Source organism: Pseudarthrobacter sp. RHLT3-21 (genome assembly GCF_059383495.1).
This window is the reverse complement of the sequence record NZ_JBWZCI010000006.1, coordinates 67,703-81,620: the sequence shown is the minus strand read 5'-3', so window position 1 is coordinate 81,620 and position 13,918 is coordinate 67,703. Positions and strand designations below refer to the sequence as shown.

General features: G+C 65.9%; 13 protein-coding genes and 1 pseudogene. 5 read left to right on the top strand and 9 right to left on the bottom strand.

The window, feature by feature from the left end; all coding sequences use genetic code 11:
* Positions 1-12 precede the first annotated feature (12 nt).
* A complete protein-coding gene (gene iolB, locus AC50YA_RS08805; protein ID WP_494981905.1) occupies positions 13-906 on the top strand; it encodes a 5-deoxy-glucuronate isomerase in 894 nt (297 codons plus the stop codon).
* A 68-nt stretch (positions 907-974) separates the two neighbouring features.
* Here iolB and AC50YA_RS08800 read toward each other — a convergent pair whose 3' ends face one another.
* The 9 genes from AC50YA_RS08800 to AC50YA_RS08760 all read right to left on the bottom strand — a co-directional run bounded on the left by AC50YA_RS08800 (position 975) and on the right by AC50YA_RS08760 (position 10,362).
* Positions 975-2,015 carry a Gfo/Idh/MocA family oxidoreductase gene (locus tag AC50YA_RS08800; protein ID WP_494981904.1) on the bottom strand — a complete coding sequence of 347 codons (1,041 nt, stop codon included), beginning with the start codon at positions 2,013-2,015 and terminating at the stop codon, positions 975-977.
* Positions 2,012-2,815, bottom strand: a complete 804-nt coding sequence (locus tag AC50YA_RS08795; protein WP_494981903.1) for a TIM barrel protein — start codon at positions 2,813-2,815, stop codon at positions 2,012-2,014. Before AC50YA_RS08795 ends, AC50YA_RS08800 begins: the two co-directional genes overlap by 4 nt.
* Entirely contained in the window at positions 2,815-3,933 is a 1,119-nt protein-coding gene (locus AC50YA_RS08790; protein WP_494981902.1) for a Gfo/Idh/MocA family oxidoreductase, read from the bottom strand. The genes AC50YA_RS08795 and AC50YA_RS08790 overlap by 1 nt, the downstream gene beginning before the upstream one ends.
* Positions 3,934-3,969: 36 nt before the next feature.
* Positions 3,970-5,031, bottom strand: a complete 1,062-nt coding sequence (locus AC50YA_RS08785; protein ID WP_494981901.1) for a Gfo/Idh/MocA family protein — start codon at positions 5,029-5,031, stop codon at positions 3,970-3,972.
* Positions 5,028-6,026, bottom strand: coding sequence for a Gfo/Idh/MocA family oxidoreductase (locus tag AC50YA_RS08780; RefSeq protein ID WP_494981900.1), 999 nt, complete (start codon positions 6,024-6,026; stop codon positions 5,028-5,030). The genes AC50YA_RS08785 and AC50YA_RS08780 overlap by 4 nt, the downstream gene beginning before the upstream one ends.
* A 107-nt stretch (positions 6,027-6,133) precedes the next feature.
* Positions 6,134-7,060 carry an ATP-binding cassette domain-containing protein gene (locus tag AC50YA_RS08775; protein WP_104062796.1) on the bottom strand — a complete coding sequence of 309 codons (927 nt, stop codon included), beginning with the start codon at positions 7,058-7,060 and terminating at the stop codon, positions 6,134-6,136.
* Between the two features lie 12 nt (positions 7,061-7,072).
* Entirely contained in the window at positions 7,073-8,140 is a 1,068-nt protein-coding gene (locus AC50YA_RS08770) for an ABC transporter permease (RefSeq protein ID WP_494981899.1), read from the bottom strand.
* A gap of 64 nt (positions 8,141-8,204) precedes the next feature.
* The gene (locus tag AC50YA_RS08765; RefSeq protein ID WP_201762333.1) at positions 8,205-9,200 is read right to left on the bottom strand and encodes a substrate-binding domain-containing protein; all 996 of its coding nucleotides are present in this window, start codon (positions 9,198-9,200) and stop codon (positions 8,205-8,207) included.
* A 148-nt stretch (positions 9,201-9,348) separates the two neighbouring features.
* On the bottom strand, positions 9,349-10,362 hold the full coding sequence (locus tag AC50YA_RS08760) for a LacI family DNA-binding transcriptional regulator (protein WP_494981898.1): 1,014 nt from the start codon (positions 10,360-10,362) through the stop codon (positions 9,349-9,351).
* A gap of 154 nt (positions 10,363-10,516) precedes the next feature.
* Here AC50YA_RS08760 and AC50YA_RS08755 point away from each other — a divergent pair, with 154 nt between their 5' ends.
* The 4 genes and pseudogenes from AC50YA_RS08755 (at position 10,517) to AC50YA_RS08740 (ending at position 13,855) form a co-directional block, all read left to right on the top strand.
* Positions 10,517-11,704: a Gfo/Idh/MocA family protein gene (locus AC50YA_RS08755; protein ID WP_494981897.1), complete on the top strand. Its 1,188-nt coding sequence runs from the start codon at positions 10,517-10,519 to the stop codon at positions 11,702-11,704.
* Entirely contained in the window at positions 11,701-12,720 is a 1,020-nt protein-coding gene (locus AC50YA_RS08750) for a sugar phosphate isomerase/epimerase family protein (protein ID WP_494981896.1), read from the top strand. Before AC50YA_RS08755 ends, AC50YA_RS08750 begins: the two co-directional genes overlap by 4 nt.
* Before the next feature lie 115 nt (positions 12,721-12,835).
* A pseudogene (locus AC50YA_RS08745) lies at positions 12,836-13,130 on the top strand (Gfo/Idh/MocA family protein); the annotation flags it as partial.
* Positions 13,131-13,249: 119 nt separating this feature from the next.
* Positions 13,250-13,855, top strand: a complete 606-nt coding sequence (locus AC50YA_RS08740; RefSeq protein ID WP_494982035.1) for a Gfo/Idh/MocA family oxidoreductase — start codon at positions 13,250-13,252, stop codon at positions 13,853-13,855.
* The last annotated feature ends 63 nt before the right edge of the window (positions 13,856-13,918 follow it).

The following is a 13,918-nucleotide window of genomic DNA, read 5'->3' as shown; positions in this document are numbered from 1 at the left end:
AGGAATACATCAATGACTAACTGGGTCTACCCCCTGGGCAGCGCCGCCGACGGCGGTTGGGACATCTCGCTCGGAACCTCCGATTCAACCCTGGCCGTGGACGGCTGGGCCCATACGGGCCTGAAGGTGGCCACGCTCGCCGCGGGCGCCGCCGTCGGGCTTCCCGCAGCAGGCGAAGAGCGGATAGTGGTTCCACTCAACGGCTCCTTCACTGTCTCCGTGGACGGTGAAGATTATGTCCTGAAAGGGCGGGCGTCCGTGTTCCACGGCCCCAGCGATGTCCTGTATTCGGGCACCGGCAAGTCCGTCACCATCAGCTCGACCGACGGCGGGCGGGTGGCGGTCGCCACCGCACCGGCAAAGGCCTCGTACCCCACGCGCCTCGTGACCGCCGCCGAGACGCCTGTGGAGCTGCGCGGGGCCGGCAATTGCTCCCGCCAGGTCCATAACTTCGGCACGCCGGCGGCCCTCGAGGCTGACCGTTTCATCGTGTGTGAAGTCCTCACCCCCGCCGGAAACTGGTCCTCCTACCCTCCGCACAAGCACGATGAGGAAAAGGACGGCGAAACGAACCTCGAGGAGATCTATTACTTCGAGACGCAGGTTGCTGCGGGCTCCGGGGCACCCGCCGACGCCGACGCCATCGGCTACCAGCGCGTGTACGCCTCGGATGAGCGTCCCATCGACGTGGCAGCCGAGGTCCGCACGGGCGACGTTGTGCTGGTCCCCTACGGTTGGCACGGCCCCGCCATGGCGGCCCCGGGCTACGACCTGTACTACCTCAACGTGATGGCCGGCCCCGGACCGGTCCGTGAATGGCTCATCAGCGACGACCCGCACCACGGCTGGGTCCGCCAAAGCTGGGACGGCCAGGACATCGATCCCCGGCTGCCGTTCACCGCGTAGAGATCAAGAAAAATGCCCCTCCGGAACGGATTCCGGAGGGGCATTTTGCATGGCAGCCGTACGCTCGCCTAGCCAGCTTTGGCCGCGGCCAGCACCACCCTGACCGGGACGCCGGTGGCGAGTGATTCCTGGGCGGCATCAGCCACGCGGGAAGCGGCCACGGCGTCCTCCGGGGTGCAGGGATTCTCCCGCCGGCCCAGGATCAGCTCCACAAACGCGGCCATTTCAGATCGGTACGCCTGGTCGAAGCGCTCGGCAAAGGTCCGGTGGGGTTCCCCGGCCGGGAAGGCGATTCCGGCTTCGGCCGACGCCATGGCCGTTTGCTCATCGAGCCCAACCATCAGCGAACGGCTGGAGCCCTGGATTTCCAGGCGGACGTCGTGGCCGGCACCGTTGTAGCGGGTGGCTGACACGGTGCCGACTGTGCCGTCGTCGAACGTGACCAGCGCCAACGCCGTGTCCACGTCGCCCACTGCGCCGATGGCCGGATCGCCGTTGTTGGAGCCCTTTGCGTAGACCTCCACGATCTCGCGGCCGGTCAGCCAGCGCAGGATGTCGAAGTCGTGGACGGAGCAGTCGCGGAACAGTCCGCCGGAGCTGGCGAGGAACTCCACGGGCGGTGGTGCCATATCGCAGGTGACGGCGCGCAGGGAGTGGATCCAACCCAGCTCGCCCGCCTGGTAGGCACGCTTGGCCTCAAGGTAGCCGTGGTCAAAGCGGCGCTGGTGGCCGATCTGCACCACGCCGTTGTTGTCGCGGATATAGTCCAGCACCGGCAGGGCGTCCGCCACGTTCATGGCCACGGGCTTTTCGCAGAAGACCGGGATTCCGGCGTCCACGCCCGCCTTGATCAGTTCGGGGTGGGTTCCGGTTCCCGTGGCGATGACCAGGCCGTCCACGCCGGAGGCGATGAGTTCCTCCACCGAGGGCAGGAAGCCGGCACCGAGGCCGGCAGCGATCCCCCTGGCGTGGTCCTCGGCGACGTCGGTCAGCAGGAGGCTGACGTTGATACCCTCCGGGTTAAGAACTCCGTTGAGCGCGGCGATGTTCTGGGCGTGCATGACGCCGATGCGCCCCACTCCGACCAGACCGAGAATGACATCCTTCATAGTGTTCCTTCCGTTGAAAAAGTTGTAGTGCCCGGCACCGTGAACGCCGCTCGGAAGGCCGCAAGGGCTACCTCGTCGTCACCGCTGGCCCAGGCTTCCATGCCCACGATTCCCTCATAGCCTGCGTCCGCGAGGGCCCTGGCCACGGCCGGGTAGTGGATTTCCCCGGTGCCCGGTTCGCAACGGCCCGGTACGTCCGCCACCTGGACTTCGCCGATGTGCGGCAGGGCGGTCCGCACGAGCTCGATGAGGTTCCCCTCCCCCAGTTGTGCGTGGTACAGGTCCAGCATGAGCTTCACGTTGGGGTGCCCGGCTGCTTCCACGAGCGCCAGGGTGTCCTTGGCCCGGGCGAGCGGGATGCCGGGGTGGTCCAGGATCGTGTTGAGGTTCTCCAGGCAGAACGTCACGCCGTATTTCTCCCCCAGCTTGCCGAGGCGCTCCAGCGTCCGCGCCCCGGTGCTCCACATGCGGCCGGTGGACCGGTAGAGGGGGCGGGCCGCCTGGCCATCGATGAGCTCCGCGGAGTGCACCACCATGCGGCTGACGCCGAGCTCCAGGGCCGTGGGAATCAGCGACTCGGCCGTCCGCACCACGTCGTCGGCCGTGTCGGGGTCCACGAGGCTTCCGGAGGCGTACCCGGTCATGGAGGAGAACACCGCGCCGGTGGCCTTGAGCGCGGCCAGGTCCTTGCCCCTGGAGTCCCACATCTCGACGTCGAATCCGGCGTCGTGGATCCGCTGCACCCGTTCCACAAACGGCAGGTCCGTGAAGACCATTTCCGCGCAGACGGCCAGCCGCATCAGACGCCTGCCCGGGCGTCGTCACGGAACGCCGATACCGGGGCAGCAGCCACAGCCACCGGACCGCCCTGTTTGACCGATTCGATGCACGCCAGCGCCATGGCCAGCGCGCGGCGGGCGTCTGCGGCCCCGGGAGTGAGGGTGAAAGCGCCCGACGGCGGCGGTGTGCCGTCCCGCTGCGCACGAACCGTGGCGGCGAAATCGGCGAGTTCGTCCGTGTAGGCCTGCCGGAACAGTTCAACATTGAGCCGCGGGGTATCCGCGGACAGTCCCTCCACGGTGTAACGCCGGGCCGCCGTCTCCGTGGCACGGCCGGCCTGGACCATGCCCTTGGAACCGAAGACCTCCCCGCGGATGTCGTAGCCATAGAGGGCACTGAAGTTTGCTTCCGCCACGGCGATTGCTCCGTTGCTGTAGCGGATGGTCACCACCGCGGTGTCCAGGAAACCCTGATCGCGCAGCTCCGGTTCCACGAGGGCGTCGGCCACGGCATAGACCTCCACCGGCTCGGCGCCTTCGTTGAACCAGTTGAGGGTATCGAAATCGTGGATGAGGGTCTCCAGGAAGATGGTCCAGGCCGGGACCCTGGCCGCGTTCGGGATGCTGCCGGTCCCGGGGTCGCGTGTCAGCGAGCGCAGGAGCTGCGGCTGGCCGGCGATGCCCGCGGCGAGGTCCCTCTTGGCGGCCTGGAAGTCTCCCGCGTAGCGGCGGTTGAAGCCAATCTGGAAATGCACCCCGGCGGCATCCACTGCGGCCAGCGCGGCGTCGAGCTCGTCCAAGCCCTGGCCCGCGGGCTTCTCGCAGAAGACGTGCTTCCCCGCGGCGGCAGCCTGGGTGATCAGGGCGGAGTGGAAGCGGGCCGGGCTCGCGATGACCACGGCGTTGATCTCCGGATCGGCCAGGATGTCCGCGGCGTCGGCCGTGACCTTTCCGGTGCCCAGCGTGCGTGCCAGCGCCTCCGCGGACTCCACATTGGGGTCGGCAATGGCAGCGAGGACCGCGCCGGGGACGCGGCGGGCGATGCTCTCAGCATGGAACGCCCCCATCCAGCCCGAGCCGATGAGCCCCAGTTTCACGGGTGCGGATAGTCCGGCGGAGTGCTGTTCGATGTAGGCCATGGGCCCGTCCTTTCGATGGTCAAAACAAAAAATGAATCAGAACTGTGCGGTTTCCTCGTCCGTCAACGAGTCTTCGCCTGGGAACACCACTCCCAGCTGGCGACGGATCTCATCGGCCACGTCCAAGGTGCGGATGGAGGCTGCCAGGGTCCGCTGGCCGGCCTGCGTCTGCCCGGCGGCCACGGCACGGGCCACGGCCGCGGCCTCGTAGTGCAGTCCCTCGAAGTGGCCGCCGGCCGGTTCCTCATGGCGCAGCCGGGTCCCGTCCGGGAAGCGGACCTCGAAGCCACCGGGCATGTTGAAGGGACCGTCGATAGTCAGAGTGGCTTCGGAACCGACGATAGTGGCGGAGGTGGGCGTGAAGTTGTGCACGTGTGTGTTCACCACAGCCTGCGCGCCGCCGGCGAACTGCATGATGGCGGACAGCTGGGCGTTGACTCCGGATTCGTGGGGCTGGCCGATCGCATGCAGCTCTTCCGGCAGACCCAGGACCTCGGTGACCAGGGCCAGCGGGTACGTGCCGAGGTCCAGCAGCGGGCCGCCGGCCAGCGCAGGGTCGAAGATCCTGTGGCTGCGTTCGAAGTGTTCGCCGTATTCGGCAAAAACCGTGGTGACGGTGCCCAGGGTCCCGGCATCGAGGATCTGCCGGATCACATCGAACTTGGGCAGGAAGAAACTCCACATGGCCTCGGCGGCGAACACCCCGGCGGCCTCGGCCCGCGTGGCGATGTTCCGGGCCTGTGCCGCGTTGAGGCCGATCGGCTTCTCGACCAAAACGTGTTTGCCGGCGTCGAGGGCAAGCACCGCGGCCTGGTGGTGGAAGTTGTGTGGCGTGCAGACGTAGACGATGTCGATGTCCGGGGCGGCGGCCAGCTCCTCGTAGCTGCCGTAGGCCGCGGGCACGTCGAAAGCGTCCGCGAATGCCTTGGACCGGCTGAGCGAACGGGACCCGACAGCGGCGATCACCTGGTCCGTGTGCGCCTGGACGGATTCGGTGAAGCGTTCGGCAATCCAGCCCGGTCCCATGATCCCCCAGCGCAGCACCGGGGCATCCCGCGGACCGGGCACGCGGGAGACCGGTAGGGCGGAGATGCTCACGAGTAGCTCACTTTCGTGTAGGCGCCGTCGCTGTGCAGGGACTGGATCATGGCCTGGGCCACCAGCGAGGCATTGAGGCCGTCCTGCGCGCCAGCCAGGGGCGGCTGTTCTTCCTCGGCCAGGGCTGAGATCCAGGCCTGCAGCTGCAGCCGGTACGCGTCGGCAAAGCGCGGGCGCCAGTCCGCGGGGATTCCCGTCCGGCCGATGCCGTCCTGCCGGATGCCCAGCAGCGCGGAATCCTTCAGGCCGGTGGTGCCAAGTTCCGAGACAACCTCGCAGCTGGTGGTGTAGCCGTACTGGGCGTTCAGGAACAGCTCCAGCGTGGTCACCGTCCCGTCGGCGGTGCGGAGCATCATGAAGGCCGGGTCCTGCAGCCCGCTTTCGGCATGGCGTGAGCTCCGCCCGGCCTGCCATGACACCTCCATGATGTGCGAGTCCAGCAACCAAGGAATGATGTCCAGCTCATGGATGGCCGAATTCGTGATGGCCGATTCCGAGGTGGTGCCGGGGCCCGCAGCGGCGTTGCGGCTGGTGCAGTGGACCATCAGGGGCTCACCTTGGACCCGGTCCTGCACGGACTGGCGCAGGGCCACGTAGCCGGGGTCGAAGCGCCGCATAAAGCCCAGTGAGAGCAGGGATGCTCCGGTGGCGGCCACAATATCGGCGTCCGCCGCTACCACCTCGAGGCTTTCCAGGAGTGTGGGTGCCAGCGGCTTTTCGCACAACACCGGGGTCATCGCCTCGAAGCATTCCAGCACCAGCCCGGCGTGGGTGGAGTCGTGGGAGGCAACCACGACGGCGTCCACCTCGCTGGAGTTGATCAGCTCGGAGGGATCGGTGGTGATGCGGGCGCCCGGAGGTGCAGCGGCCGCGGCACGGCCGGCGTCGAGGTCTGCCACAAAGGTGACTTCGGCACCGCCGATGGTGGTGGAGAGGTTCCTGATGTGGTCGGCGCCCATGATTCCGGCGCCGATGACGCCTACCCGGATCGGCATGTTGGTCCTGTCCTGTCCATCGTGATTCTGTACGTCGTCTAATGGCTGCCCCATGGCAAGGCAGGGCCCGCCGGCAGTCCGCCGGAGGGCCCCTTCCGCCGGTGCTGCTAGGCGTGTCTTGGGGCGCCGGCCTGCACGGCGTCGGCAACGTCCGCCACTTCGGCTTTGACTTCCTTGAGGGCTTCGCTGTGGCCGCCAAGCTGTTCGAGCTCGTGCGCCAGTTCGGCGAGTTCGGCGCCGCCGGCCATCTGGGCGGTGAGCTCGTCGAGGGTGATGTCCTTCTTGTCGTAGTAGCCGATCGACTTGCCGCGCTTGAGCAGCAAGAACCGGTCCCCGACGGGGAAGGCGTGGTGCGGGTTGTGGGTGATGAAGATGACCCCGAGGCCGCGGTCGCGGGCTTGGAGGATGTACCGCAGCACCACGCCGGACTGCTTGACGCCGAGTGCCGCCGTCGGCTCGTCCAGGATCAGCACCTTGGCACCGAAGTACACGGCGCGGGCGATCGCGACACACTGGCGTTCACCGCCGGAGAGCTGGCCGATGGGCTGCTCCACATCGCGCAGGTCGATGCCCATCTCGGCGAGTTCCTTGAGCGTGATGGCTTTCATCTTCTCGACGTCCAGGCTCTTGAACGGGCCAAAGCCGCTGGTCAGCTCGGAACCGAGGAAGAAGTTCCGCCAGATCGGCATCAGCGGGACCACGGCGAGGTCCTGGTAGACCGTGGCGATGCCGGCGTCGAGGGCGTCACGGGGGGACGTGAATTTCCGTTCCTCGCCCATGATGTTCAGGACCCCGGCGTCGTGCTGGTGCAGGCCGGCGATGATCTTGATCAGCGTGGACTTACCGGCGCCGTTGTCACCCAGAACACAGGTGACACGGCCGTTGTCCACGGCCATGGTGACATCGCTCAGCGCAATGATGTTGCCGTAATGCTTGCCTACTCCCTCAAGGGACAGCAGGTGCACGGGGGTGTGGGTGAGGGGATCTTTTTCGTTCTGGAGCAGCGTTTGCTGGTCGATTTCCTTGGCATTCATTTCTCCGGCCCCTTACTTGAGTTCCGCGCGGCGCTTGACGATGAGGTTGACGATGGTGGCCAGCAGCAGCATCAGGCCCAGGAAGAACTTGAACCAGTCCGGGTTCCACTGGGCGTAGACGATGCCCTTGTTGGCCATGCCGAAGATGAAGGCGCCGATCGCGCCGCCCACCGCGGAGCCGTAACCGCCGGTGAGGAGGCAGCCACCGATGACCGCAGCGATGATGTAGAGGAACTCGTTGCCCACGCCTTCACCGGACTGCACGGCGTCGAAAGCGAAGAGGTTGTGCATTCCTAGGATCCAGCCGCAGAAGCCCACAGCCATGAACAGGCCGATCTTGGTCTTGGTGACCGGTACGCCGACGGCACGGGCAGCGTTCGCGTCCCCGCCCACGGCGAAGATCCAGTTGCCAACCTTGGTGCGGAGCAGGACCCAGGACGCAATTGCAACGAGGATGATCCAGAAGAACACCGTGATCTTGACCTCGACGCCGCCGATGCTGATGGACGAAGCGAACACCGTATGGGCGGAATCGAAACCGTCGAGCTTGGAGATGGACGGAGAGGATACGCTGCCGCCGATGAGGCGGGTCAGGGCCAGGTTGAGGCCCGTGAGCATGAGAAACGTCGCGAGCGTGACGATGAAGCTGGGCAGTTTGGTCTTGACGAGGATCCAGCCGTTGATGAAACCGATACCAAGCGAAACAACGAGCGCCAGCACGACGCCGACCCACGCGTTCAGGGAGAAGTTCCAGCTGAAGAGGGAGGCGGTCAGCGCAGAGCTGATCACGGCCACACCGGTGGAGAGGTCAAACTCGCCGCCGATCATGAGCAGCGACACCCCCACCGCCATGATCCCGATCGTCGAGGAACCATATAGCACTGTCGCGAGCGCGTTCGGCTGCAGGAAAGTGCTGGAGACGAGCGCGAAGAAGACGAAAAGGACCACCGCTCCTACGAGCGCGCCCACCTCGGGGCGGCCCAGGAGGTTCTGGAATGGGCTTCGTTGCCCTATTCTTTCGTCAGCACGTGGGCCGGGGGCCGAAGCCGGTGCCGGCGGCAGGGTTGCTGTTTTTGCCATAGGAAGAACTCCTTGTTGGTCAGGCCGCGCGGCGGTCACCCGCCACGCGGCCAGAATCCTGGATCTAGCGGACGCCCTGCTGGGCGAACTTGAGGACGTCGGAAGCGTTGGACTTGTCCACGATGGTGGGACCGGTCAGAACAGGCTGGCCGCCGCCAAGCTTGAAGCCGCCGCGCTTGGCCTGCCAGAGAGAGTCAACGGACATGTAGCCCTGGAGCCAGGGCTGCTGGTCCACAGTGAAGAGCACGGAGCCATCGACGATCTTCTGGGCAAGGTCAGCGTTCAGGTCGAAGCTGGCAACCTTAGCGGAGCTGCTGGCATCCGGGACCGACTTGAGGAGCGTCAGGGTGATCGGCGCACCCAGACCGATGATGACGTCAGCGTCCTTGGCTGCCTGGAGCTTGGCGGTCGCGGTGGACTGGACCGAAGTCATGTCCTTGCCATCGACGTAAAGGATTTCTGTTCCGGGTACTTTCGCCTTGACACCCGCACACCGTGCCTCCAGGCCGACGTGGCCCTGCTGCTGGATCACGCAGACCGGGTGCTTGAAGCCCTGCGCCGCGAGCCTGGTGCCCACGGCCTCGCCGGCCAGCTTCTCGTTCGAGCCGAAGTGCGTGAACGCTCCGAGCTGTGTCGAGACGCCCTCGCCGGCGTTGAGGCTCACCACGGGGATGCCGGCGTCGGTGGCCTTCTTGAGGACGTCCTTGAGGGCCTCCGGGGTGGCGAGGGTGACAGCAATGCCGTCAACCTTCTGGTCGATGGCCTGCTGGACGAGCTGGGCCTGACGCCCGGCTTCGGGGTCACTTGTGTAGAGGAGGTCAACATTGTCCTTCGCGGACGCTTCCTCAGCGCCCTTGCGGACGATATCCCAGAATGTATCGCCTGCTGCGGCGTGGGTGATGAGGGCCACCTTCATACGCGGAGTGCTTACGGCTTGCCCTCCGCCGGCCGCGTTGCCGCTGTCAGCGGGCTTGCCGCCGGTGCTTGAGCAGGCGCTGAGGGCCATCATCGGCACAACTGCCGCAACGAGAGCCGCCTTGCGCCAAGAAAAATTAGCCACGTTAATCTCCTTTGATCTCAGGTTCCGGGCTGCCACTCTGCAACCGCCGGAACACTGTCTACCTCGATCATGGTGATTCAACTCACGAATGTCAATAGTTTGTCCTGACATTAGGATGTTTTGACGTAGGGAGTCTGCTGCGGCCGCCCTAACATGCCGGCCGCGCCGTGGTCCCGCGAATAACCAGGGCGGGCTCAATCAGCTTGCGTTGCGGGCCAACCGCGGAGTCGTGAATGCGTGCAAGCAGCGCCTTGGCCACATCCACACCCACCAGATCACTTCGGTTGTCCACCGAGGTCAGCTCCAGATACCGCGACTTTGCCAGGGCTGAATTGTCGTATCCGATCACGGAGATATCCGCCGGGACCGTAAGCCCTCGCGCCTTAATGGCGCCCAAGGAACCCAAGGCCATGGTGTCGTTGGCGGCGAAGATGGCGGTGGTGTCCGGATAGTGGTCCAGCAGCCAGCATGTCGAGGCGTAGCCATCCTCCTCGGATGTTCCGCCCGACTCCCCCACAATCCGTGGTTCGGCGCCGGACTCGCTGAGCCGGGCGTGGAAACCCGCGCGCCGGTGCGCAGCGGCACCGCCGGATCCGGAAAGGTGACCGATCCGGGTGTGGCCCAGCCCCAGCAAATGGCTGGCGGCCATTCCGCCGCCACCGTCGTCGTCGTTGGTAATCAGGTCCGCGCCGGCCGGCACGCCATCGCGCCACCCGGCCACTACGGTCGGGACGCCCGCCCCGGCCAGCATTGTCGCGCTTGGCTCCGCCGCTATCACCAGCCCGTCAACGTGCATGGCAAGCAAGCCGTTGGCAGCTTCCTGGATGCGGTTCTCGCCGGGGCGGGAATCAGCCAGCATGACCTGATAGCCATGTTCCGTCAGCGCAGATTCCATCCCCCGCAGCAGATCAACGAACCACAGGTTCCGGTAGTCGTCGATCACCAGCCCGATGCTCTTCGTCCTGCTGCTGGCGAGCGTGGTGGCGGCGCGGCTGGGGCGGTACCCGAGGTCCGAGATGGCCGCCTGGACGGCTTCGCGACGCTTGTCGCTCACCCTCGCGGGGTTCTGCAGGACGAGTGAAACCAACGAGGGCGAGACCCCCGCCTGCTTCGCTACGTCATAGATCGTCGGGCGTCGTGCCTTGGGGCTGTGCAACGTCATCGGAGGTGCCTTTCGTGTCTGCCCTTGAGGATATCCGTAGAGTGATTGACAGGACATACATACATGGATACGCTCAGTGCCAGCGCACTAAATTGTAGCGCTACAAAATGCCGTTGGACCTTCCCGCCGCGGCTGAATTTCAAAGGAGAAATCAATGGCTGAAAGCCTAGGCGTCGCCGTCATCGGTGCAGGCATGGCCGGCAAGGCCCACGCTGCTGCGTACCGCACCGCGTCTGCCCTCTACAGCCCGGTACTTCCCCCGGTGCGCCTGGTCTCGATCGGCGACGTCAACGCCGAATTCGGCTCGTTGGCCGCCCGCCGTTTCGGATACGAGCGCAACGACACGTCATGGCAGGCAATCGCCGAAGCCGATGACATCGACGTCGTGAGCGTGGTCATCGCCAACTCGCTCCACCGCGAAGTCGTGGAGGGCCTGCTCGCTGCCGGCAAGCACGTTTTGTGCGAAAAGCCGTTGAGCGACTCCCTGGCAGACGCCCGCGCCATGGCCGAGGTAGCCCGCGCTGCTGAGGCTGGCGGAACGATCGCCCGCATTGGCTTCACCTTCCGCCGAACCCCCGGCATCGCCTACATCCGGGACCTCATCCGCAACGGCGTCCTCGGCAATGTCCTGCACTTCAGCGGCCGCTACTGGACCGACTACGGCTTCAGCCCCTCCGCTCCCATGAGCTGGCGCTACAAGGGCGGCCCCGGCTCCGGTGCGCTCGCCGACGTCGGAAGCCACCTGACGTACATCTCCGAGTTCCTCTGTGGCGACATTAAGTCGATCACAAGCGGCAGCCTCAGCACCATGATCGACAAGCGGCCCCTGCCGCTCGCGGCCGTGATGGGCCACGACCACGCTGCAGTCAGCGACACCTTCGAAGCCGTCGAGAACGACGACTACGCAGCATTCAACGCAGAGTTTGGAACCGGCGCCGGCAGCTTTGAAGTCTCCCGGGTTGCAGCCGGACACGCCAACAGCCTCAACTTCGAGGTGTTCTGCGAGAACGGTGCCGCCAAGTTTGACCAGCGCCGCCCCGCCGAAATCCAGCTGTTCCTCAACGACGGTTCCGGCAACGAGAACGGCTACCGCCAGGTCATCCTCGGCCCGGGACACCCCTACATCGCCGGCGGCCTCGCCATGGACGCCCCCGAAGTCGGCTTTGGCCAGAACGACGCCTTCGGCTACCAGGCCCGCGCGTTCCTCGAAGAGGTCGCCGGCCTCAGCGAGGAAGAGTCGCTCCCCCGCTGCGCCACGTTCGACGAAGGTGTGCGCAACATGGAACTGCTCGGCGCAGTCACCGAATCCGCCCTGAACAACGGAAAGAAGATCACGCTATGAGGCTCGGTGTCTACAACGCGGTCCTGCACGACCGGCCGCTTCCCGAAGCACTGAAGGTCATTGCGGATCTGGGCCTCACCGGCATCGAGATCAACACCGGCGGCTTTCTGCCCGCCGTGCACGTCCCCACCATGGACCAGATCCTGGAAAGCGACGCCGCCCGCGATGACTACCTGGCGGTCTTCGAGGGCACCGGTGTTTCCATCGCAGGCCTTAACTGCAACGGCAACCCGCTGCACCCCAACCGTGAGATCGGCGAGAAGCACGCCGAGGACATCCGCCGCTCCATCCGACTGGCGCACCGCCTCGGCCAGGACCGGGTAGTCACCATGTCCGGCCTGCCCGGCGGAGAGCCCGGCGCCTCCACCGTCAACTGGGTGGTCAACGCCTGGAATTCGGCCGCACTTGACGTGTTGGACTACCAATGGGGCGTGGCTGCGGAATTCTGGAAGGAAACCGACCGCCTGGCCGCTGACCACGGCGTCAAGGTGGCCCTCGAACTGCACCCGCAGAACCTCATCTTCAACACCGCCGACGTCCACAAGCTGATCGAGCTGACCAACGCAACGCATGTAGGCGTCGAACTGGATGCCTCCCACCTGTTCTGGCAGCAGATGGATCCGGTCGCCGTTGTGCGCGAACTCGGGCCGCTCGTGTTCCAGGCAGCAGCGAAAGATATCCGCGTAAACACCGAAAACGCTGCGCTCTACGGCGTGCTGGACAACAGCTTCCGCCGGCTCGCGCCGGAAGAAAACCGCACCAACCTCGGCGGCGACGAGTGGGCCAACGAGTGGCCCAAGAACTCTGCCTGGGACTTTGTGGCCCTGGGCCGCGGGCACAACACCGCCTATTGGACGGAGTTCCTCCGGGCCCTGCACGAAGTAGACCCGGAGATGCTGGTCAACATCGAGCACGAGGACGTTTCACTGGGCCGGATCGAGGGCCTGCAGGTAGCGGCCAAGGTGCTGCGGGACGCTGACGCCGCACTCAGGGCGTCGCTGAATCTGACGGCGTAGTCAGCCAACCGGTCAGCAATAGGCCTGTGACAGACGGCAAGGGGGCGGCGCGCACGCGTCCGCCCCCTTGCCGTCCCCGGATGGCCGGCCATCCCCAACAGAGGAGGAACAAAACATGCGTATTGGCATTGTCGGATACGGGGCAGGCGGCAGGTACTTCCATGCTCCGTTCATTGAAGCGGCCGAGGGAGCCGAACTGGTCGGCATTGTGGCCCGTTCGGATGCGAAAAGGGCGCAGGCGGAAGCGGACTTCCCGGGACTGCCCGTTTATGGGAGCCTTGCCGAGCTGCTCGACGCCGGCGTGGACGCGGTGACCATCACCGCCACACACCCGCCATGACCTGGTGATGGAAGCCATCGAAGCCGGCGTGCACGTTGTGGCCGACAAGCCCTTCGCCCCGAACGCGGAGGCTGCGCGTGTACTCGCCGAGGCCGCCACGCGGGCCGGCGTTGTCCTCAACGTCTACCACAACCGGCGCCGCGACGCGGATATCCTCACGCTCGCCAACGTGCTCGCCTCTCAGGGGAACTGGGTGAGACGTGGCGGGTGCACTCGACCATGGACCAGGACAACGCTGTCAGCCTTGAACTTGGTGCCAGCGGTGGACTCCTGCGGGACCTGGGCAGCCACCTGGTTGACCAGATGCTGTGGCTGCTGGGACCGGCGAGCCACGTGCACGCGACCCTGGACTGGACGGACCGTTTCGGCGAACGGACGGACTGCGGCTTTGTTGTCACCATGACCCACGTGTCCGGAACGGTCTCCACGGTGTCCGCCAGCAAACTCAACCATTCCACCACCCGGGAGCTGCGGGCCTACGGCAGCAGGGGCAGCTACATCGCCTCCGGCGCCGACGTTCAGGCGGACGCCCTGATGTCGGGGCGCCGTCCGATTGTGGAAGCGGCAACGTGGGGCATCGACGCGGCCGAAAACTGGGGCACCCTGTCAACGAGGGACGGCCGCGAGGCCATTGCCTCGGCACAGGGGAACTATGCCGGCTTCTATACCGAGTTCGCCCGCGCCGTCCGCGGCGACGCGCCTGAACCCGTTCCGGCGACGGAAGGAATCCGGACGCTGAAGGTGCTTGATGCGGCACGCCGCAGTGCGCTGGAGAACACGGTGATCGCGCTCTAGCACCCTCTCTCACTTCCTGCACGTTTTCCCCGAACCCTCTCTCACCGGGTGAGAGAGGGTTCG